At 43.7% G+C, this 19,779-nt stretch carries 22 protein-coding genes; 14 read left to right on the top strand and 8 right to left on the bottom strand.

Annotation, left to right across the window (positions count from 1 at the left end; all coding sequences use genetic code 11):
* The first annotated feature begins 72 nt into the window (after nt 1–72).
* Genes ACJ9PY_RS21950 through hxlB form a run of 5 tightly spaced genes read left to right on the top strand, consistent with a single transcriptional unit; the run spans nt 73 to nt 4,243 of the window.
* Nucleotides 73–843 (top strand): sugar phosphate isomerase/epimerase, encoded by a 771-nt coding sequence (locus ACJ9PY_RS21950; RefSeq protein WP_328136120.1) that lies wholly within the window; start codon nt 73–75, stop codon nt 841–843.
* Nucleotides 830–1,801: a sugar kinase gene (locus ACJ9PY_RS21945; RefSeq protein ID WP_106028579.1), complete on the top strand. Its 972-nt coding sequence runs from the start codon at nt 830–832 to the stop codon at nt 1,799–1,801. The genes ACJ9PY_RS21950 and ACJ9PY_RS21945 overlap by 14 nt, the downstream gene beginning before the upstream one ends.
* The gene (locus ACJ9PY_RS21940; RefSeq protein ID WP_268565154.1) at nt 1,783–3,066 is read left to right on the top strand and encodes an MFS transporter; all 1,284 of its coding nucleotides are present in this window, start codon (nt 1,783–1,785) and stop codon (nt 3,064–3,066) included. The genes ACJ9PY_RS21945 and ACJ9PY_RS21940 overlap by 19 nt, the downstream gene beginning before the upstream one ends.
* Nucleotides 3,063–3,695, top strand: coding sequence for a 3-hexulose-6-phosphate synthase (gene hxlA / locus ACJ9PY_RS21935; protein ID WP_411739002.1), 633 nt, complete (start codon nt 3,063–3,065; stop codon nt 3,693–3,695). Before ACJ9PY_RS21940 ends, hxlA begins: the two co-directional genes overlap by 4 nt.
* Complete coding sequence (gene hxlB / locus ACJ9PY_RS21930; protein WP_098184918.1) at nt 3,692–4,243, top strand: 6-phospho-3-hexuloisomerase; 552 nt, start codon at nt 3,692–3,694, stop codon at nt 4,241–4,243. Before hxlA ends, hxlB begins: the two co-directional genes overlap by 4 nt.
* A gap of 112 nt (nt 4,244–4,355) precedes the next feature.
* Here the strand turns inward: hxlB and ACJ9PY_RS21925 are convergent, their stop codons facing one another.
* Together ACJ9PY_RS21925 and ACJ9PY_RS21920 are read right to left on the bottom strand one after the other, a co-directional pair.
* The gene (locus ACJ9PY_RS21925) at nt 4,356–5,537 is read right to left on the bottom strand and encodes an NAD(P)/FAD-dependent oxidoreductase (RefSeq protein ID WP_063575153.1); all 1,182 of its coding nucleotides are present in this window, start codon (nt 5,535–5,537) and stop codon (nt 4,356–4,358) included.
* A 38-nt stretch (nt 5,538–5,575) separates the two neighbouring features.
* Entirely contained in the window at nt 5,576–6,007 is a 432-nt protein-coding gene (locus ACJ9PY_RS21920) for a DUF1641 domain-containing protein (RefSeq protein ID WP_048687523.1), read from the bottom strand.
* A gap of 321 nt (nt 6,008–6,328) precedes the next feature.
* On the opposite strand from ACJ9PY_RS21920, the gene ACJ9PY_RS21915 reads away from it, so the two are divergent.
* Entirely contained in the window at nt 6,329–6,499 is a 171-nt protein-coding gene (locus tag ACJ9PY_RS21915; RefSeq protein WP_156500248.1) for a hypothetical protein, read from the top strand.
* 61 nt (nt 6,500–6,560) lie between these two features.
* Nucleotides 6,561–6,716, top strand: a complete 156-nt coding sequence (locus ACJ9PY_RS21910; RefSeq protein WP_411739001.1) for a hypothetical protein — start codon at nt 6,561–6,563, stop codon at nt 6,714–6,716.
* A gap of 561 nt (nt 6,717–7,277) precedes the next feature.
* Here ACJ9PY_RS21910 and ACJ9PY_RS21905 read toward each other — a convergent pair.
* Nucleotides 7,278–7,862, bottom strand: a complete 585-nt coding sequence (locus ACJ9PY_RS21905; protein WP_411739000.1) for a DJ-1/PfpI family protein — start codon at nt 7,860–7,862, stop codon at nt 7,278–7,280.
* Nucleotides 7,863–8,012: 150 nt separating this feature from the next.
* Here ACJ9PY_RS21905 and ACJ9PY_RS21900 point away from each other — a divergent pair, with 150 nt between their 5' ends.
* Together ACJ9PY_RS21900 and ACJ9PY_RS21895 are read left to right on the top strand one after the other, a co-directional pair.
* On the top strand, nt 8,013–8,444 hold the full coding sequence (locus ACJ9PY_RS21900) for an Lrp/AsnC family transcriptional regulator (RefSeq protein ID WP_034304284.1): 432 nt from the start codon (nt 8,013–8,015) through the stop codon (nt 8,442–8,444).
* 118 nt (nt 8,445–8,562) lie between these two features.
* Entirely contained in the window at nt 8,563–9,393 is an 831-nt protein-coding gene (locus ACJ9PY_RS21895) for an STAS domain-containing protein (protein WP_411738999.1), read from the top strand.
* 234 nt (nt 9,394–9,627) lie between these two features.
* Here ACJ9PY_RS21895 and ACJ9PY_RS21890 read toward each other — a convergent pair whose 3' ends face one another.
* Complete coding sequence (locus tag ACJ9PY_RS21890) at nt 9,628–10,152, bottom strand: GNAT family N-acetyltransferase (RefSeq protein WP_411738998.1); 525 nt, start codon at nt 10,150–10,152, stop codon at nt 9,628–9,630.
* 159 nt (nt 10,153–10,311) lie between these two features.
* Here ACJ9PY_RS21890 and ACJ9PY_RS21885 point away from each other — a divergent pair, with 159 nt between their 5' ends.
* Nucleotides 10,312–10,458 carry a hypothetical protein gene (locus ACJ9PY_RS21885; protein ID WP_100298038.1) on the top strand — a complete coding sequence of 49 codons (147 nt, stop codon included), beginning with the start codon at nt 10,312–10,314 and terminating at the stop codon, nt 10,456–10,458.
* Nucleotides 10,459–10,574: 116 nt separating this feature from the next.
* Nucleotides 10,575–11,540 carry a quinone oxidoreductase family protein gene (locus tag ACJ9PY_RS21880; protein WP_098187588.1) on the top strand — a complete coding sequence of 322 codons (966 nt, stop codon included), beginning with the start codon at nt 10,575–10,577 and terminating at the stop codon, nt 11,538–11,540.
* Nucleotides 11,541–11,897: 357 nt separating this feature from the next.
* Here ACJ9PY_RS21880 and ACJ9PY_RS21875 read toward each other — a convergent pair whose 3' ends face one another.
* Together ACJ9PY_RS21875 and ACJ9PY_RS21870 are read right to left on the bottom strand one after the other, a co-directional pair.
* The gene (locus tag ACJ9PY_RS21875; protein ID WP_411738997.1) at nt 11,898–12,896 is read right to left on the bottom strand and encodes a hypothetical protein; all 999 of its coding nucleotides are present in this window, start codon (nt 12,894–12,896) and stop codon (nt 11,898–11,900) included.
* Nucleotides 12,877–13,287: a hypothetical protein gene (locus ACJ9PY_RS21870; protein ID WP_411738996.1), complete on the bottom strand. Its 411-nt coding sequence runs from the start codon at nt 13,285–13,287 to the stop codon at nt 12,877–12,879. The genes ACJ9PY_RS21875 and ACJ9PY_RS21870 overlap by 20 nt, the downstream gene beginning before the upstream one ends.
* A gap of 232 nt (nt 13,288–13,519) precedes the next feature.
* Here ACJ9PY_RS21870 and ACJ9PY_RS21865 point away from each other — a divergent pair, with 232 nt between their 5' ends.
* Nucleotides 13,520–15,280 (top strand): hypothetical protein, encoded by a 1,761-nt coding sequence (locus ACJ9PY_RS21865; RefSeq protein ID WP_411738995.1) that lies wholly within the window; start codon nt 13,520–13,522, stop codon nt 15,278–15,280.
* Nucleotides 15,281–15,376: 96 nt separating this feature from the next.
* Here the strand turns inward: ACJ9PY_RS21865 and ACJ9PY_RS21860 are convergent, their stop codons facing one another.
* Complete coding sequence (locus tag ACJ9PY_RS21860; protein ID WP_268938455.1) at nt 15,377–16,075, bottom strand: FHA domain-containing protein; 699 nt, start codon at nt 16,073–16,075, stop codon at nt 15,377–15,379.
* 1,013 nt (nt 16,076–17,088) lie between these two features.
* Here ACJ9PY_RS21860 and ACJ9PY_RS21855 point away from each other — a divergent pair.
* Complete coding sequence (locus ACJ9PY_RS21855) at nt 17,089–18,546, top strand: protein adenylyltransferase SelO (RefSeq protein WP_411738994.1); 1,458 nt, start codon at nt 17,089–17,091, stop codon at nt 18,544–18,546.
* 91 nt (nt 18,547–18,637) lie between these two features.
* Here the strand turns inward: ACJ9PY_RS21855 and ACJ9PY_RS21850 are convergent, their stop codons facing one another.
* Entirely contained in the window at nt 18,638–19,066 is a 429-nt protein-coding gene (locus ACJ9PY_RS21850; protein ID WP_411738993.1) for a MarR family winged helix-turn-helix transcriptional regulator, read from the bottom strand.
* A gap of 120 nt (nt 19,067–19,186) precedes the next feature.
* On the opposite strand from ACJ9PY_RS21850, the gene ACJ9PY_RS21845 reads away from it, so the two are divergent.
* Nucleotides 19,187–19,774: an NAD(P)H-dependent oxidoreductase gene (locus ACJ9PY_RS21845; protein WP_264639449.1), complete on the top strand. Its 588-nt coding sequence runs from the start codon at nt 19,187–19,189 to the stop codon at nt 19,772–19,774.
* Nucleotides 19,775–19,779: the final 5 nt, after the last annotated feature.

Here is a 19,779-nt window from a genome sequence, read left to right as displayed (position 1 = left end):
GTCTTCTAAACTTGAAGACTTTATTAACTCACAAAATGGTACCGATACCATTTTGGGGTCAGGAGGATTAATATGAAAGTCTTTGTATGCATGAATTCAATACCGGCCGAAAAGCTTCAAGCGCTCGGACATCTTGAAATCATAAAACTGGTAGCAGCCGCAGGAGCTGATGGAATCGAAATCAGAAAAGAATTATTGACGCCGGATGATTCTCTGGAAGAATTGGGTGCCTTATGCAGGGAGCTTAACTTGGACATTTATTATTCCGCTCCTGAATTCCTGATCGGCTCGAACCATCAAATGAATGAAATAGGTTTTAAACGCTTGGCAAGGGAAGCGGATGAATTGGGAGCGGAATTGCTGAAGATGCCTCTAGGAAACTACGATTTTTTTGAAACAGATATGTTTCGAATGAATGAAGCCTTGGTGGAAAATCTGCAAAACCGTGAAATGAAAATCACCATCGAGAATGATCAGACGCTTGGCGGTGGAAACGTAAACCGGATCGCTCATTTCCTGAGTTGCTCCGAAAAGTTCGATATCCCGATAAGATTGACATTTGATACGGGCAATTGGCTGTATACAGAAGAAGTTCCAATGGAAGCTGCGAAAGGTTTAGCGGGATATGTGGACTATATTCATTTAAAGCAAGTGAAACGCGAGAAAGAGGGTTGGGTGACTGAGCCGGTATCGATGCCGCTGCTGCCTGAGGTAATGGAGTTATTGGAAAAGTTTAATGGCGCTTGTCCGGTAGCGATTGAATTCCCGGTAACATTGGAAAATGCAGCGACTTATATTTCACTTATGAAAATGGAACAGGAGGTCAGCCATGAACGAGCTTAAGGTACTGACGATGGGAGAGGCAATGGCGATGTTCATCGCTGAGGATTCGGGCAGCCTTGATGATTGCATGCGTTATAAGCGTTATGTGGCAGGGGCCGAAACCAATGTAGCGATTGGCCTGTCAAGGTTAGGGATTAAAACTGCATGGATGAGCAAGGTGGGCGATGATTCGTTCGGGCGCATGATTATGAAAACGCTCACAAATGAGGGGGTGGATGTCTCCCATGTTTTGATGGATCCATTCAATCCAACTGGGTTCCAGTTAAAATCCAAAGTCGAACAAGGAGATCCGGTCGTTGAATACTTTAGGAAGAATTCAAGCGCCAGTAAGATTTCCCTGGAGGACTTTCCCCTGGAGAAACTCCCTTCAACTCAGCACCTGCATTTAACGGGGATACCTCCTGCCATTTCCGGCAGTTTCAGAGATCTGTCATGGCAAGTCTTGAAACATCTGAAACAAAAGGGTGTAACCGTTTCATTCGATCCAAATCTGCGTCCATCACTCTGGCCGAATGAAAGGGAGATGATCAGCATCGTCAATATGTTTGCGGAGGAGGCGGATTGGCTGCTTCCCGGAATTCAGGAAGGTGAAATTCTTACAGGATACAGCAACAAAGAGGATATCGCCAGTTACTACCTCGAACTCGGTGTTAAGCTTGTGGTGATTAAACTCGGGGAAGAAGGAGCCTACTTTGCAACCCAAGATGAAAGGAAGGAGGTACCGGGTTTTACCGTAGCGGAAGTCGTGGATACCGTAGGGGCAGGAGACGGGTTTGCTGTCGGGGTAATCAGCGCTTTACTGGAAGGGGCATCGAATGAAGAAGCAGTTTTACGCGGAAATGCAATAGGGGCCAAGGCCGTGATGTCTTCCGGAGATCACGAAGGCCTTCCTGATATGGAAGAGCTAGAACACTTTATGAAAAAAGGAGTGCTTCAATCATGTCTCAATTACAAGTAGCTTCGAGAAAAAGGTGGATGAGATTGATCCCCTTAGTGTTCATCACATACAGTCTCGCTTATCTCGACCGTGCCAACTATGGGTTTGGCGTAGCGGGAGGAATGGGGGAAGACCTTAATATCACAGCCGGGGTATCCTCCTTTCTGGCCGCGCTGTTTTTCCTTGGTTATTTCTTCTTTCAAATTCCAGGTGCACATTACGCAGAAAAGAAAAGTGCCAAAATCCTGATTTTTTGGAGCTTGATTCTCTGGGGAGGACTGGCGACCTTGACGGGGATGGCGACAAGTGTGGCATGGCTCTATCCGATTCGCTTCTTGCTTGGTGTTGTTGAAAGCGCTGTTATGCCCGCGATGCTCGTCTTCTTAAGCCACTGGTTTCTAAAAGAAGAACGCTCCCGGGCCAACACCTTTTTGATTCTGGGGAATCCAGTTACTGTATTGTGGATGTCGATACTTTCCGGCTACCTATTGAAGGCATTCGACTGGAGATGGCTGTTCATCATTGAAGGACTTCCGGCTGTCCTGTGGGCGTTTATCTGGTATAAGGTCGTCAATGACCGTCCCAAAGATGCCAAGTGGCTTACAGATCAGGAAAAGCAAGATATGGAAGCGACCCTCCAGAAAGAACAGGCTGCATTAAAACCTGTGAAAAATTATAGGGAAGCTTTTAAGTCAAAGCAGGTCATCGTCCTCAGTATCCAATACTTCATGTGGAGCATCGGGGTTTATGGGTTCGTCATGTGGCTGCCGTCCATTATTAAACAAGCGTCGAGCATGGATATAGTGGCAACGGGCTGGCTTTCAGCCGGACCTTATTTGTTAGCGGTCATTTCGATGCTGGCACTATCCTATTTTTCGGATAAAACATTGAATCGAAAAACGTTCGTTTGGACATCGCTGCTTGTGGGGGCAATCGCATTCTTCGGGTCTTTCATGCTCGGCACATCGAATTTCTGGCTTTCATATGCCCTGTTGGTTATTGCAGGCGGTGCGATGTATGCGCCATATGGACCGTTCTTTGCCATCATTCCTGAAATTCTCCCAAGGAATGTGGCAGGCGGAGCAATGGCCCTGATTAATAGCATGGGAGCGCTTGGCTCATTTGTAGGTGCTTATTTCGTCGGATATTTAAACGGATTGACCGGCGGGCCTGGAGCATCCTATATTTTCATGGCGGGATCTTTATTGATTTCAGCGTTACTCACATTGATGGTTAAAAAGCCTGCGGTTACGTCAGTCAAGCAAATGAAGGTGGCTTCGTCATGAAAATACAGCTGGCGTTGGATCGCATGAATATGGAGGAAGCCATTGAAATGGCACGAAGCGTGGAAGCGTCGATTGATTGGATTGAGGTGGGGACTTCCCTGATTAAAGAGTTCGGAGTGAGTAGCATCAAAGAAATGAAAAATCACTTTCCGGATAAAAAAATCGTTGCCGACATGAAGACGATGGACAATGCGGCTTATGAAATGGATCTTTGTTTTCAACGTGGGGCTGATATAGCTACGGTAATGGGGGCTGCATCGGATGTAACCATCCAAAAGTGCCTGGAAAAAGCGCGTGAATACAAGGGACAGATCATGATTGATTTATTGAATGTATCAGATACCCGGCTTGAGCAATTACGGATTTACTGTCAGGCGATATTCTGTGAGCATGTAAGCAAGGACAGCCAGGAGAATTCAGGTCATGCCATGATCAATATGAGAAATCATGCTGGGTCCATGAGGGCTGCAGCAGGAGGGATCACTCTTTCGTCCTTGCCTGTAATGGTCAGGAAGGGGCTGGATGTCATCATCATTGGCTCGGCGATTACAAAAGCAAAGAATCCAGCAGAAGCTGCCCGTCTATTTAAGGAAACGGTGAATGGAAAGAAAGGTGTGAAGGAAGTTTGAAGAAGGAAATTGGGGTTATTTTAGAAGAAATGAACGGTGTATTTCACAAAATGGACGAAGGGGTAACGGATGTGCTCCTAAAAAATTTACGGACCGACACCAGGATCTTCATCGTTGGTGAAGGCAGATCGGGCTTCATGGCCAAAGCCTTTGCGATGAGATTGATGCACCTTGGCTTAAACGTCTATGCAGTCGGGGAAACGATTACCCCTTCTATTTCGAAAGGCGATCTGATCATAGCCATTAGCGGGAGCGGCTCGACCAAAAGTGTGATATCAGTTGCAGCAAAAGGCAGGGAAGTGGGATGCAAGGTGTTTTCGATCACGACGAATGACCAATCGGAATTGGCGAATGTCTCTCATGAGGTCTTGGTGATACCGGCAGCAACGAAAAATCGCTTGGAACATGAAACGAAAAGCGTCCAGCCTTTAAGTTCTTTGTTTGATCAATGTGTACATGTTTTATGTGATGCAGTATGCTTGGACTATTCATTAACCGAGTCCATCAGCCACGAGCTTACTTATTCCAAACATAGTAATGTAGAGTGAAATATGGCGGGACCCTTTCAGCGGGTGCCCGCCTTTTTTGATATGAAAAATGCCCTTACTCCCAAACGGGAATAAAGGGCATGCACCGTGAACATGTCACGGTGATCATGAATTAATAAGCCAGGCTGAATAGGGCTTTGATGTGTGATAGGTAACGAACATTACTTGCTTCTTTCATCAATGTAGCCGGAAGGCCTTTAAGGGACGTGTTATTGGCCCCAACGGTTGCCACTGCATCCTTACGGCCAAGGCTCGCAAGTGTACCTGAGTTTACAGGTGAGAATTCTTCAAGTTTCTTGCCTTCAAATGCTGCATATAGGTTGTATCCAACAAGCTCACCCATTTGCCAAGCATTTTGTGCAGTAGGAGCATATGGACGGCCGCCTTCTGGAGGGAAAGCAACGGCACTGTCGCCGACAACGAATACGTCTTTATGGGATTTGGATTGCAAATACTCATTGACGGTTGCTTTGCCGCGATCCACTTCAAGGCCTGATTCGCCTACGATAGGAAGAGCCGCAACTCCGCCTGTCCAAACAAGCGTATTGGCCGTTATCGTTTGTCCGTCTTTCAATTCGATTTGATTTCCTTTAACACCCGTTACAGGCAGACCTGTCAGGAATTCAACGCCGCGTGCTTCCAAGCTTGTCATGGCACGTTCGATTAAGTGATCAGGCAGTACCGGAAGGATTTTTGGCCCAGCTTCCACAAGCTTGATTTTCAAGTCCTTGAAGTCCACTCCGAACTTTTTGGCGATTTTAGGGAAATGATCCACGATTTCACCGATTAACTCAACGCCCGTCAATCCGCCGCCGCCAATCACGATGGTTGCGTCCGCTTCATTATTCGTTTGAGAATATTCGCGGATGCGATCTTCGATATGTTTGTAAATCTTGTTAGCATCATTTACGGATTTCAAGACCATGCTGTTTTCCTCAAGTCCCGGAATGCCGAAGAATCCTGTTTGGCTTCCCAAAGCAACAACCAGGGCATCATAAGATAATGTGGAACCATTGGCAAGTTTCACTTCTTTATTATCGACCGAGAATGACTCCACTTTGGAAATGACAAGGTCGATATCTTTTCCTTTGAAAAGCTTTTCCAAAGGAATGGAAACGGCTTGTTCAGAAATGGATCCGCCTGCAAGACGGTGCAATTCAGTGATGATTTGGTGCGTTGGAAATTGGTTCACCACTGTAACCTGCACTTCATCCTTTTTGTAATATTCACGTACGGATAAGGCAGATAGTAATCCTGCGTAACCTGCACCTAAGATGACGATTTGTTTTGACATAGTTAATCCCCCGTCCTTACTGATTGAAAGTTATCAAATTATTTTTGGTTTTTACGTTCTGCAGAGACTTCAAGAAATGCTTGGGCGAAACGGAAAAGCTTTTGTGCTTCCGGATCTTTCATCATCCTTAACAAACCAAAAAGACCGATCACATCATTATTCGCTTCTGCACGATCCTTAGCCTCGATGGCATTAGCAGCAAGCCCTTTCACTGAATGGACCACAGGTGTCGCGATCTCCGAAATGGCGCTGACCGTATCATTTTTCAACACATCATCAGTCGCAACCGATTGAGCGAAATCATAAGACTTTGTTAAAATATTCACTAACTCAGTTAGCTTTGGTAACTGCTCGACTAAAGTGTTCAATGATTCCTGAACCTCAGGCTTTAATAATTGGTCCAGTACATCTAATTGTTTTTGGCGGGCATTAAGTTGTTCAGTTTGTGATTGGGTAATCGTTTCTGACATATCCAATTCTCCTTTGCAATAAGCATTTTGTTGATGTAATTAGAAAAACTTGTAAAATATTACACAATGTGAGACGAGAAAAAATACTAACAAAAATGTAATAAAAGCTAAACTATAGTATATCCCTTTAGTGGCTTGAAAACAGCTGATTTTTTAAAAAAGATTCATAAAATCATCTTTTCCTGCTTATTTGAAGTACAGATATTAATGAAAGTTACCTGTTTTTACCTAAAGTGTACTGTAAGAGGGTGTCTGCCATCGACGCCTGTCGTACATATTTCCATCTTGATTTGCCATCCTAAATGATGGAGGTGAAAAAATGTGACTGATCCAGAATCTAAACTTACAGAAGAGAATAATGATAAGAAGCTTCATAAACTGGTTGGCAGTATGGAATATACTAAAACGCAACTAATGGAAGGTATGAATGGAATTTCTGAAGTTTACCTCAAAAACAGCGAGGAAGGCACATCGGAAACACCTGATAAATAATATTGTTGTGTAAGCATACTTAAATAGCAGGAACAACAGGCTTGAGGAAAACATACAAAGCGTGGAAGATAAATTCGCCAATGGCGAGCTGGATAGTCTCGATGTCATTCGCCGGTATGGTGTCATCATCGATTATGCAACGAATAAAGCCTTGCCGGAATCAACAAAACAGTACCGTGCATCCATGAAAACCCGTTCATTGGCTTATTGGAAATAACGTGAAACAGGTTCCGAATTCACTCGGAACCCCAGACTGCAGATCAACTCGAAAAAAAAACGAGTTTGCCTGCAGTTTTTTTTCAGTTGATTTCAGAAAACCCCTCCCTTTCCGCCGACTGTCTGCCAAGCCTCCTCACCGCAAGCGGCTGCGAGGTCTCGGCTAGCCAGTTATTCGGCAGGAGTGTCGCAAATTTCTTCAATCTTTTAAGGGGTTCATCCGTATAAAATAGTAAAAAACATAACCAAAGGTTTCTTTTAAAATCATGGTCTGGAATTAGACCATTCCGTACCTCTTTTTGCCGCTGCTTTCATGGTCCGTTGTACTTCATAATTGCTTTGATATCTTCCATGTTTCAAGTTTTCATCCTTCTAAAAAGACTGTAGGAGAAAGAGTTCGGAAAACGTATTTAAATAATGTTCTTGAACCAACTGACCTAAAGTATTACCTTCGACTCCAAGTATGATTTCCATCTGTATTTTGTAACAAAGTGCGACTCCCCGACCGCCCGCGGATAAGCGAGTTTCTTGAGCGGAAATCAACATCCCAATAGTGACATTCTTAATGGAAGCCCATCAATTCCTTCACATGTTCACAATTATCTTTGGAAGTGAGCATTTCCAAGAGCGTAAAGGCAACATCGAATGCTGTGGATGGATTGTAGGATGTAATGATATTGTCCGTGACGACAATCGGTTCGTTCACGACAATCGCCCCAAAATCTTTTAGCTGCCCCTGTCTCTTACTGGTTGGGTGGTTGTATGTTGTGGCTTTTCTTCCATTCAATATCCCGCTTTTTCCTAGTGGGAGGGAACCTACACAAATGGTTGCGATGATTTTGTTTTTATTATGAAAATGCTTGATCACATTAAGAAACCTCTGATCATAGGCATCCTCATAGAAACCGGCTTCTTCAAAGCCTCCTGGAATGGCCAGAGCATCGTAGTCATCAAGGTTCACTTGATCGAGGGTCAGTTCGGGCTGCACGATGAAATTCCAGGTGCATTTCAATCGTTCGTGAAGTCCCACCGTAACCAGGTCAGTGGTGCCATCGCCCTCTAATTTATTCCACCCCAATACATCTGTAAACACACTTGCTTCAACCGCTTCGAATCCATTGGATAGCAGCATCAATACTTTTTTCATAACAGCATCCCCCTTATTTATATTTGAATTAATTATATAAAAAGCAAATTCCTTTATACATGTGATTAATTACGTATTCATCACATTTCTTTTTATTTTATAATGTATTTGAAAGGATTCTGTTAATTATAAAAAGTGGGGGCGATTGAGATGGATCGAACGGATAAAAAAATACTTTCCTTGCTTGAGAATAATGGGCGCATGTCCATGAAAGAACTGGCGCAAGAAGTGTCCTTAACGGCACCAGCAACGAAAGAACGTGTGAATAAATTAGAGGAAAGCGGAGTGATAAAGGGGTATAAAACGGAAATATCACTTGAAAAACTTGATAGGAGCATTACGGCATTCATATTATTCGAAACGGATAGATGCAAAGATTTTTATCAATTTAGCTTGAGCCATCCGGAAGTTCTGGAATGCCACCGGTTAGCCGGTCAATACAGTTATCTTATTAAAATAAGTACATATTCGATGGAAACGCTGGAAGACTTCGTCGATGAAGCCATTAAATATGGGAAGTCTTCCACCCATCTGATCTTTTCTTCCGCATCGAAAAATGTTTTTTCGGGAGAGGAGATTTAACCAGCTTCAACACCTTCTCTTTAATATATGAGCGATTAGCAGGAAAAAACTCCACACATATAGAAAGTAAATAGTAACAAAAATCACAGTTGGATGTTCAAAAAGGGAGTGGAGAAGAGTGAGTTTTGTTTATGATGAAGATAAAATAATGGAATTCCTTTTGCAGAATAAAAGTGAGTTTGAAGAATATCTTTTATCAGCAGCGGTCAATGTCAGGGATAAAATCGAAGAAATCCTTCTGATTGGAAATGTCGACCTTTTGAATAATGCACATAAGCTCGTCCGTTATATAGTGGAGCAGAATGAAACGGATTTGATTGCCTTTGCCGAACAAGAGGGAGTTACGTGGGCAACCCACTCCTTGACGCTTTCATTCAAGCTGGAATGGATTCAGGCCCTCCGCAGAACGCTTTGGACCTTTTTTTATAAGTTCGAACAAGAAAAGAAAGCGTTTATTGAGGATTCCAAGGTCTTTTTTGATTTAGAAAAAATAGTGAATGAAAAGGTTGATGAATTTCTTAAATCCTTTTTCGTCAGTTACTCCGATTACAAAGACAAATTGATTCTCGCTCAGCAAAACTTGGTGGAAAATCTATCCGTCCCGATCATTCCCATCACTTCCACCACCTGTGTCCTTCCGTTAATTGGGACAATCGATTATTCACGGATACAGATAATCGAAGAGAAGGTATTGATGGAGATAGGTAAACTTCGGATACAAACCTTGATCTTGGATTTGTCTGGTATCATCGAAATCGAAGTTGAAATGATCACTGATTTGATGAAAATCCTTGATGGAACGGCAATGATGGGGTGTAAAGCTGTGGTGACTGGATTACGCCCAGAGGTTGTTACGAAAATGATCCGTTCAGGGATTCAGCTCGATAATAAAGCAGAAACAAAGGGTACGCTGCAGCAGGCCTTGAAGGACTATCTTGTAGTCACCTAAATCGTGAAGTGGGAGTCGCCATGTTTTGGTGACTTTTTTTTGTAGGTAATTTGGAATATTAAGGAAGATTATTTGCGATTTTATTCTACCAAAATAAGTAAATGGAATGGGGGAAGGATGCTCCGGACAGAACCGAATCTTGGTACCGGAAATTCGCCCCCTTTCCGCCGACTGACTATTATAGGCAGGAGTGTCGCGAATTTCTTCAGGTGCAACCTTCCAAAGAAGTTGGCTTCACTTCAGCAAGGAATAGACATATGTATCATGAGGGATCCCGTTTTGGTACATATAACTCCTTAATACTCCTTCCTGGATGAAACCCAGCTTAAGCAAGAGCTCACTTGATGGTTGATTTTCCAAAAAAACGACCGCGCCGATACGGGTTAAATCAAGGTCGTTGAAACCGTAGGCGATAGCTTCCTTAAGCGCTTCTGACGCAAATCCTTTACGCCAATGTGCTGGATGGATTTCATAACCGATTTCCGCCCGCCTGTATTTGGGACTGTGGGCATGAAAACCGATGGTGCCAATCAATTCCCGTGTATCTTTTCTTTCAATTCCCCATCGAACGGCTCGTTTTTCATGATAGTTTTTCGCAAAGGCTGCTACAATATCCTTGGCTTGTTCGACATTTTCCAATGAATCCTGTCCATAAAAGCGGGTGACTTCATCTTTTGATAAGCATTGGAAAAGAGCTTCCGCATCACTTTCACGAATTTCCCGTAAGCGTAACCTTTCTGTGTTCAATACAGGAAACATTTTTTTTCCTCCTCATAAATCAGTTTTCTATCTATTCGGTCTCGATAAAGGTTTTTCCTTTATTATGAAGTGCTTATTTTGCCGGTATTATCGGTGGTAATCGGACAAGCTAACATTAGTTCAATTTTAAAAAAACATTGGATAAAGGGGAGATAGATCATGGGAAAAAAACATCGCAACCGCATCGCTTCACCAAAAAAGAATAACCATATACCGAAAGCGGATATCATTGCAGAACATGAAGCACACGGTAAGGAATATTCTGCAAATAAACGAAAGAACGGTCCTGGTTCCAATACAGATTGAGTAAACGTAGTGACCGCTCCTGCCTTTAATGGCTGGGCGGTCTTTTGTGTTTCTTGCCATCGAAGGGTCCATCCTATATCTTAAAGAATGAAGATACATTGAAGGGAGTTAGGATGATGAAAGCACTTGTCTTTGATGATTTCGGCGGGCCGGAAGTTCTGTCTGTAAGGGAAATTGCAGAACCTGAACGTTCAAAATCAGCCGTGATCGTTCGAATGAAAGCAATTGGATTGAATTTTGCTGATGTATATAGAAGAAAAGGGAATTATCATTTGGTGGGTGATCCCCCATTCATTCTAGGGTATGAAGGGGCAGGGGTCATCGAATATGCCGGGGAAGATGTCCATCATGTGAAAGCAGGAGATCGTGTCGGGTTCGCTGATGTTCCCCATGCCAATGCGGAGCTGGTTTCAGTTCCAGCTGATAAGCTGTTGCCTCTGCCTGAGGGCATTACCTTCGAAACGGCCGCTTCCGTTTTACTTCAAGGATTGACTGCCCAATATTTAACGCATGACAGCCATCGAGTTAAAGAAGGGGAAACCATTCTGGTCCATGCCGCTGCAGGCGGAGTCGGTCAATTACTGACACAGATGATCAAGATGAAGGGCGGTCAGGTCATTGGGTTGACCTCATCAAATGATAAAGCGGCTGTTGCCAAACAAATGGGTGCGGATCATGTTTTCCTTTACGGATCGGACTGGGTGGAGTCCATTAAGGATGTTACCGGCGGTAAAGGCGTTGATGTCGTTTATGAATCAGTGGGCCAAACTTTGATGGATAGTTTCCGTGCGACCAAGACTGGAGGAGCTGTCGTATTCTTTGGGATGGCAGGCGGTGATCCCGAGAAAATCGATCCCAGGATGTTAATGGATACATCCAAGGCATTAATAGGCGGAGACCTTTGGAACGTCCTGACTACCCATGAAGAACGGACAAGAAGAACAGCAGAGCTGTTCCAATGGATTCTGTCAGGGGAAATCCACATCAAAGAACCGACTCTTTTTTCGTTAGAAAATGGGGCGGATGCACATCGACTTCTTGAAAGCAGGAAAAGTTCGGGGAAACTATTATTAATACCATAACAAATCATGAGGGCTTTCCATTCTAAATGGGGGCCTGTTTGTCTGCCGAGATTCAACCCCTTATTCATACTGATGATTAAAACCTTTTTCAGTTCCTTTATATAAACCCATACTTAGACCCTTGGAATAACTCCATAATAAATGCCCCTGCCATTACAAGTGTTATGGCCTGCCGTCAAAACAACTTGCTTCCCAAGTCCCCTTATCCACAAAAGCCATATGCAATACACGAGTCCAGAGGAGAAATCCACAGTGCGCCAATCACCAAACCACAATCGTCATTCTGCAATTCACAGTCGGCATTTGTTACAAGCAAAAAAAAGAGAACGGATCCGTTCTCTTGGAAAACATACTATTTTAAGACGAAATGGAGAGAACATCGAGACGCTCCTTTTGGATCGCGAAATAGGATTGGAGGGTTTCCTTTTTCTTTGTGAGTGGGAAGTTCCGGACGTCCGGGGCCACTGCATGATTGCCGAATTGGAGAAGCAAGGTCAGAAGCCTGTCCAACTGGCCATATGTATCGTTTCTAATGCGGGCCATATATTCGGCCGCGACCTGTTTATCTTCGGTATTTTTCCCTTTTCCCTCCGCCCGGAATTCATCTGTCACTGTCTTTACACGGGAAATGAGCCATGTTTCGCACCAGTCGTTCAGCACATGGCGGATGAAGTCCGCTTGATGGTATTTACGGAGAATGGGCTCGATATGTTCAGCCATTTCCAAATCATTCACTTCCCGGCGGAGAGCTTTCTCGGAGATGTTTCTATGAAAATGGTCGCGTTCAAGCAGGCTTTTGATGGATTCTGCCTGGTGGGCATACTTGACCATCTGTTCCAATGCTTCATTGTACATGATTTTGCTTAAATAAGCAGAGGCTTGTTTTGGGGCTAGAAGCAACTGCTTATTGGCAGGTAGGGCCTGGCCAAATTTCTTAAGGGAATGAGAATAGATGAAACGGGCTAACTTCTGCAGTTCCTTTTGGATATCATGGGAGATGTTCGTCGCTTCTTGCAGAAATGAACGGAAAATATATTTGCCGACCCGTTCCAATTCCCTGCATACAGAATCATTGATATGCCCAAGGTAGCCAGAGTTAAAAATCGTTCTCCGCAACAATGTCCGTTCCGCCCTATTTTCCTTATACTCATCCAAGACGCCTTCGGTAAAGGTGAATACCAGAATTTCTTTTTTTGAAAAAGCCCTGCTCGCAAAAGAAATCTTTACGATATGGCCTAAAGCGTCATGGATTGCAGCGACTGCATCCAATAAGCGCTGCCTTGTGAATGGCGAGCGGGAATCAGGAACGATTTCATCATAATCGAACAGTACTTCTTCAGACTTCAAAACGGACATTCGGGAAGGCACCCATAAGCAGCAGCCTTTTTCCATGAATCGTTAGGGCTTTGAAAGCAGCACTATAAAAGAAACGGTACTTTTTGCAATAACGGTCCGTCTTCCTGTTATAGCCTAGATTACTTGCAGGACCAAGGTTAAACTTGTACAAAACATCTTCACCTAGATAAACAGGCACAAACACTTTTTTTAGTGATCCTTGTGGTGCGGTGAATTTATGGATGATCTGCCTTAAGTACTTTTCTGTCGTTCCGACTCCCCGGGCCATCATATGAAGCGGGCTCTGAATGACCCCATCCCAATCACTGTGGAGCAAGGCGTACAAACACGTATCGAATTCAGTGGAGGATACATTTCTTAATAAGTATCGGTATGTTTCTTCATAAATCATAAGGCTTCGCCCCCTTTGGCATCGATTCTTTTCTAGAGTCTATATAAACATTGAATCGGAAAAAGTAGCATCGGTGGAGCAAATAGTTTTGACGTAATTTCGCTAGATTTAAAAAATAGTAAATTAGTTGCACAAAAGTGGTAAAATGGGTAAATAGGAACATACATGACAAGGAGAGATTTTTCAAACCATGATACTTTCACTACTCGGTTTCATCTTAAAAGGAATTTTAATGAAAATACCATTTGCCATATTGGGACTTTCCTTGATTCCGCAGAGATGGACGAATGCCATCACCAAAAAAGATATACCTTTTTTCATAGAACAAGTGCTGAGACTTTTAGTTTCTGCTGCGATATTGTTTTTCGTTATCGATATCATGCTGCTGGATCTTACTGCCGCTGCATTCTTTTCGTGTTTTGCCATTATTCTCGGGCTCATTCTCATCATCGATTCAAGCATGTATATGTACAGGGCCACTGAATCTTCAAGCACCCGACGGAATCGGAGGGGAAATGAAGCGGCAAAGCAGCCAAAAACACCTTGGAACGTACATTTCAACAGTTTGATGGGTGTCGTGTTGATTGCCGCATGGGTCATCATGCTGTTCTACCCGCTCACTTTTGCCGCAGATCTGCATGGATTGGCGAAGGTCAATAAGAAAAAAGAGCTGGAAGAAGTTCAAGATATAAAAACCATGCCGCTCGTTACAGTGAAAATGGCTGACGCAAAAGGCGATGCGGCGATTAATAAAATAGAAAATGCATCATATTTCACTGAAGGCGAATACCGTCTGACCAATATCAATGATGAATTGGCTTATACATCACCCATTGAAATGGACGGTTTTTTAAAAGCCGGGAAAGCGGAATACACGCCAGGTTATAATCTGATTTCCGCCGTATCGACGGATAAAGGGGCAAGTACTGTCAAAGGGAAGATGCTGTATGCTCCCTCACAGTACCTTGATCATGATTTGGAAAGGACCATCCGCAAGGCATATCCGAATAAAATCATCCATGATTCATATTTGGAACCGAATGAAGATGGAAAGCCCTTCTTCGTAGCTTCAGTCGGACATTATTTGAAATACCGCAGCGGTCCCGTGGTGGACGGGGTGGTATTGGTGAATCCGGAAACGGGGGACACGAAATACTATCCAAAAGGAAAAGAACCTAAATGGGTAGATCGGACATTCACATTGGAAACAGCCCTGGAATATTGGACTTACTGGGGAAAATATATTCACGGGTGGAAAAACCAGTCCCTGATTGGGCCGAAGAAAGATGTCCTGATTCCTAATGAGGATAATATGCAGGTTACGTTTAACGAAAAAGGCGAATTGATTTATGTAGTGGACTTTACCCGGGCTAAATCAAAAGGCAACTCCAAAACCCTTGTAGGTTATGGTGTTTTCAATGCCAAAACCGGTGAAATGACGTACTACAAAGGCGTCACGTCCGTTCTGACCGGAAAGGAAGCAAAATCCAACGCGAATGCGAGTGAGTTTTTGTCCAAATATCCAGGCTGGAAAGCCACTAATGGAATTTTCTATACGATCTACGGTGCTCCCACATATGTGATTCCGGTTACAAAGGGCAGCAAGTTCCAAGGTGTGGCGATCGTTTATGCCAATAGCGATAATCCCCAAGTGGTCTTTGGGAAAACGAAAGACGAAGCTTTCCGCAATTATAAAAAACTGATTGCCTCTTTAGGGAAAGTAAGCGGTGTGACGCCTCAAAAAGGATTTGAGATGAAAGAAATAAAGGGGAAGGTAATGAGGATCAATGATGCCAATCTCTCGAATGGATACGTATTCCATTTAATCGTCGAAGGCAATGCCAAGAGGTTCTCGGTGGACCCAGGTGTCAATGCGCTATCTGATGTTGTGTTGACTAATGTAGGAGACCGGGTTGTGCTGAAGGTGATGGATATGGAAGAAGACATCGTTCCAGTCGATGAATTCACTAATCTGGATTTGCCAAAGAAATGATAATGGACCGTGGACATATACACTTTCCATATCCAATATAAGCATGAAAAAAAGCATTGTTATCCACAATGCTTTTTTCATGTTTTCGAATGATTGTCATGATAAGTCCGATAAATTGAATGAATGGATGGATTCCATATAATATCCCTTTTGAATGACGGCCTTTATTGCAAAGTGCCCATTTAATCGTTTCCGGACGCGGTACAGCAGTGAAGCGATTTCCTCTGCCGTCACAATTTGCTCGGGATCCCCGACTCGCTCTGGCCAGACTTGCTGGACAATTTCTTCCTTTGAAATAAGGTTGTCCAAATTTTCATATAGCAGCTTAAAGCAATTGAATTCCTTGGTCGGCATTTTAATGGGTGCTTCTTCATTGATGATCACGGTCTGAAGGTGCTCATTGATAGCGACGGTTTGCAGGAATTCGGCGGGGTTCACCGGCGTGAAATCCATTGTTAAATCGTTGTCGATGGAGATTATGAATTCAATCAATCCATTGACCAACGTAATCGAATCCCCCGGTTCAATGTGACAGGGATTGCCCGGTACGAGCGGCATCTGGTTCACGGAGGTGCCGTGTTTGCTTGCCAAATCCTCAATGAGGAGCTGCCCTTCCTCCATATAAATCCGGCAATGTTCCCTGGAAACAAAGTCATTGTAAAGCCTGAAATCAGCTTTGGAGTGCTGGCTTGCCCGGCCGATCAGCAGGCTTTTCCCTTCATATACATAGGCGAATTCCTCGGTTTGGCCTTTGTGCATGGTCCTCAATACAACCTTGAAAGTTTTATAGATCATTCACTTCATACCCCTTAAAAAATCTGAAAATTTAAATTATTTTCATGAATTTATCATTTTGGCTACATGGCTGTTTAGTGGGTTCAATTTTATAATTATAAATTATCAGTCGCTTACTTACTAACGAAAAATGAAAAAAATCCAAATTAGGCACACAGCCATTATAACAAAGAGGAACGAAGGATGAAGAAGAAACTCTATTTTTGCTGATGTTCGCTTTGACTGTGGGAGAAGTGGTTCCTCAAAGCCGGCCAGGCAGCACCGGAAGAAGTTTGCGATGAAAATGTACCTTACGCTTGTGGAAAAGGAGTTGACCAAAGGTGAGTATGTGGAGAGATAGGATAAATGCCTTCAGCATCCTGCTGATGATCATCAGTATGATCGTATATATTATTTTTCCCCAGCCCTTTACCCTCATTCTGTACTGTATATTTGGCATTGCCTTTATCAGCCTGACTTTACTGAATTAAGCATATCCTTGAATGGGTGGAGGATGGTACCAATAAGAAGAGAAGAAACAAGCCTGCCGAATCAATGGCAGGCTTGTTTGATGCATAATGTTTCATAATGGAATTAACTATTGGCATCTTAGGAAAAGAAGCAGGGACCTAAAGGGTGCGTACTTGAGTTTATAGGCAAATGGAACAAAATTGATTGGAACGGAAGGCGCGAGACTTCTGCGGGATAAGCGCGTCTAGGGAAGGCCCCGCAGGAGTAAAGCGAGTGCCTCGGGTGGAATGATTTTCATCGGGTTTGTCTACAGTCTGAAGCAGGAACCCATTAAGGGTACCTGCTTTTTTTCATTCTAAGGAACCGCAATCGGTTTATCAAATCCCGGGAGGTTATGGATTTAACACGACTTTAAAAGAGCCATTTTTATGCAAAAAAGGTATAATTAATTGTTAGAAGCAGACATTAAAAAATGGACTGCAACTTAGTTTTATCGCGTGTTTTAACTGAATCTTGAGCGAAATATCTTTTATAAAAAAGTCAAAATAAGAAAAGGAGAAACCATGACTAATGAAACAGGATGGAATTTAGACAATAGCTATGCACGTCTACCGGAAAAGTTTTTCACGAGCACGAACCCGACTCCTGTACGTTCACCGGAGTTGATCATTCTCAATGAGGGTTTGGCGGATTCTCTTGGTTTGGACGTGAAGTCTCTGCAAAGTGAAGATGGTGTGGCGGTGTTTGCCGGAAACGAGATCCCGCAAGGTGCTTCGCCTCTTGCCCAAGCATATGCTGGGCATCAATTCGGTCATTTTAACATGTTAGGGGACGGCCGGGCGATATTGCTTGGCGAGCAGGTGTTGCCAGAAGGCGGGAGGGTCGATATCCAGCTGAAGGGTCCAGGAAGAACGCCATATTCCCGCGGGGGCGATGGCCGGGCTGCACTTGGACCGATGCTGCGCGAATACATCATCAGCGAGGCGATGCACGGGCTCGGCATTCCTACCACCCGAAGTCTGGCAGTGGTGACGACCGGTGAAACGGTGATCCGTGAAACAGGGCTGCCCGGTGCCATCATGACCCGTGTAGCTTCGAGTCATCTTCGTGTCGGAACTTTTCAATTCGCTGCAAAATGGGGCACGATCGAGGAACTACGGACACTTGCCGATTATGCCATTGAGCGTCATTTTCCAGACATTGAAGCAGATGAAAGCCGTTATCTTTCGCTGCTGCAGGAAGTGGTCAAGCGTCAGGCTGAGCTCATTGCCCGATGGCAGCTGGTCGGCTTCATTCATGGAGTGATGAACACCGACAACATGACGATCAGCGGGGAAACCATCGATTATGGCCCTTGCGCCTTCATGGATGCCTATGACCCTGCAACCGTATTCAGTTCAATTGATAGGCAAGGGCGCTATGCCTATGGTAACCAGCCGGTAATTGGGGGTTGGAATCTTGCACGGTTCGCTGAATCCCTATTGCCGCTGTTGCATGATGACGAGAATCAGGCCGTTACACTGGCCCAAGAAAAGATTTCCGTTTTTAATGATCTGTATCACTCCAATTGGTTAGCGGGAATGAGGGCGAAACTGGGGATATTCAACGAAGAGACTCAGGATGAGGCCCTTGTTAATGGCATCCTCAGTATGATGAAGAAGCATGGTGCCGACTATACTAATATTTTTCGTGCTCTGACCTTTGATAAAATGGAGGATACGGTCCTTTTCGGGACACCGGAATTCGCCCAGTGGCAGGAGCTTTGGCAGGCGAGACTAGGGAGGCAGAAGGAATCGAAAGAGTCTTCGAATCAGTTGATGCAGAACAGCAATCCTGCAGTGATTCCGCGGAACCACCGGGTGGAAGAGGCGTTGGAGGCGGCAGTGGAACAAGAGGACTACAGCGTGATGGAACGGCTGTTGGATGTTCTTGCAAATCCTTATGCACACTGCGAAAAACAGGCAGAATACGCCGCACTGCCTGAGTCAACAAAACCTTACCGGACTTTTTGCGGTACCTGATCATAAAACATGCATGGAGATAATGTAAGAGCTCCCGCGATTGAAGACGATTCTTCGTCAACTTCAATTGCGGGGGCCCTTTTTGTGTTCATCAGTAAAAAAGTTTTGTTTGAAGAATGTCCATGGCACGGTCAATCTCCGCTAAATCTTCCTTTGATGCATGTTGCAGCCGGCTTTGAAAACGGGATTCCACGATTGCAAAAGCCTCTTTCATCATCATTTCCCCTTCTTTGGAGAGTCGGATGTATTGTTTCCGTCTATCTTCCGAATCACTTATTTTTTCAATTAAATTCTTTTCGCTTAATTTTTTCAGTTCACGGCTCGTGTTAGGCATGGAGATATGATGACAGTCACTGATTTCACTTGGTGTGACAGGCTGACTGACGGTTATATATTCAAGAATTTTATATTGTACCGGCGTGATGGAATCGGATTTGGCGTTTTGTGTCAATTCATGTGTCACTTGATGTACGGAAGTTGTAAATGTGACCATTTTTTCAAAAAGAGCTTTTTTGTCCATAACTTTCACCTCTTACTGAGAAGATATCAAAAATATTATCAAAATACAATTATCATTTGACAATAAAAAAGATGGTGTTATATGATTGTTATCAAATGATAAGTAAATAGGGGGTACGTCATGAACATGCTGGTCATCTACACATATCCAAATCATAAAAGCCTAAGCCATGCTTTTTTAGAAAAAGTCGTCAAAGGAAGTAAGGAGAACCCGAACATAAAGGGGCTGCAGGTCTTGGATTTATATGAAGAGGGCTTCAATCCGCTCTTGGAGTTCAATGAGCATAAACGAAGGCGTGATATGTATCGTGATCCTCAGTTTGAAAAATATAGAAATCAAATTATTTGGGCCGACAAGATTGTCTTTGTCTATCCGATCTGGTGGGGGAGGCCACCGGCCATGCTGATGGGATACATCGATCAATTATTTTCTGCGAATTTTGCCTACAGGGATAAAAAGGGCTTGTTCCCGGAAGGCCTTCTGAAAGGAAAGTCGGTCGTATGTGTGTCCACGATGAAGGGACCTGCAAAGTATCCGCTTCTCTGGTTGAATGATGCGCATAAAATATTGATGAAAAGAGCACTATTCAATTTTGTCGGGATCAAGAAAGTGAAGTTTTTCGAATTCGGTAATATGGAAAGCCCAAAGGGGAAACAAACGCAAAAGCTAGAAAAGGTTTATCGGTATTTCAGGAAGGTGGCTAGCTAAGTTTT

Source organism: Peribacillus sp. S4 (assembly GCF_046715815.1).
GTDB lineage: Bacteria > Bacillota > Bacilli > Bacillales > DSM-1321 > Peribacillus > Peribacillus frigoritolerans.
Note: the sequence above shows the minus strand (reverse complement) of the source record. Positions and strands in the feature narration are given on the sequence as shown.

What these genes read in the sequence shown, in the direction of transcription:
- ACJ9PY_RS21845 (WP_264639449.1), top strand. Translation starts at nt 19,187, where the DNA reads ATGAACATGCTGGTCATCTACACATATCCAAATCATAAAAGCCTAAGC.
- hxlA (WP_411739002.1), top strand. Translation starts at nt 3,063, where the DNA reads ATGAAAATACAGCTGGCGTTGGATCGCATGAATATGGAGGAAGCCATT.
- ACJ9PY_RS21950 (WP_328136120.1), top strand. Translation starts at nt 73, where the DNA reads ATGAAAGTCTTTGTATGCATGAATTCAATACCGGCCGAAAAGCTTCAA.
- ACJ9PY_RS21860 (WP_268938455.1), bottom strand. Translation starts at nt 16,075, where the DNA reads ATGATCTATAAAACTTTCAAGGTTGTATTGAGGACCATGCACAAAGGC.
- ACJ9PY_RS21855 (WP_411738994.1), top strand. Translation starts at nt 17,089, where the DNA reads ATGACTAATGAAACAGGATGGAATTTAGACAATAGCTATGCACGTCTA.
- ACJ9PY_RS21900 (WP_034304284.1), top strand. Translation starts at nt 8,013, where the DNA reads ATGGATCGAACGGATAAAAAAATACTTTCCTTGCTTGAGAATAATGGG.
- ACJ9PY_RS21880 (WP_098187588.1), top strand. Translation starts at nt 10,575, where the DNA reads ATGAAAGCACTTGTCTTTGATGATTTCGGCGGGCCGGAAGTTCTGTCT.
- ACJ9PY_RS21890 (WP_411738998.1), bottom strand. Translation starts at nt 10,152, where the DNA reads ATGTTTCCTGTATTGAACACAGAAAGGTTACGCTTACGGGAAATTCGT.
- ACJ9PY_RS21875 (WP_411738997.1), bottom strand. Translation starts at nt 12,896, where the DNA reads ATGTCCGTTTTGAAGTCTGAAGAAGTACTGTTCGATTATGATGAAATC.
- ACJ9PY_RS21865 (WP_411738995.1), top strand. Translation starts at nt 13,520, where the DNA reads ATGAAAATACCATTTGCCATATTGGGACTTTCCTTGATTCCGCAGAGA.
- ACJ9PY_RS21870 (WP_411738996.1), bottom strand. Translation starts at nt 13,287, where the DNA reads ATGATTTATGAAGAAACATACCGATACTTATTAAGAAATGTATCCTCC.
- ACJ9PY_RS21920 (WP_048687523.1), bottom strand. Translation starts at nt 6,007, where the DNA reads ATGTCAGAAACGATTACCCAATCACAAACTGAACAACTTAATGCCCGC.
- ACJ9PY_RS21905 (WP_411739000.1), bottom strand. Translation starts at nt 7,862, where the DNA reads ATGAAAAAAGTATTGATGCTGCTATCCAATGGATTCGAAGCGGTTGAA.
- ACJ9PY_RS21925 (WP_063575153.1), bottom strand. Translation starts at nt 5,537, where the DNA reads ATGTCAAAACAAATCGTCATCTTAGGTGCAGGTTACGCAGGATTACTA.
- ACJ9PY_RS21945 (WP_106028579.1), top strand. Translation starts at nt 830, where the DNA reads ATGAACGAGCTTAAGGTACTGACGATGGGAGAGGCAATGGCGATGTTC.
- ACJ9PY_RS21850 (WP_411738993.1), bottom strand. Translation starts at nt 19,066, where the DNA reads ATGGACAAAAAAGCTCTTTTTGAAAAAATGGTCACATTTACAACTTCC.
- ACJ9PY_RS21885 (WP_100298038.1), top strand. Translation starts at nt 10,312, where the DNA reads ATGGGAAAAAAACATCGCAACCGCATCGCTTCACCAAAAAAGAATAAC.
- ACJ9PY_RS21940 (WP_268565154.1), top strand. Translation starts at nt 1,783, where the DNA reads ATGTCTCAATTACAAGTAGCTTCGAGAAAAAGGTGGATGAGATTGATC.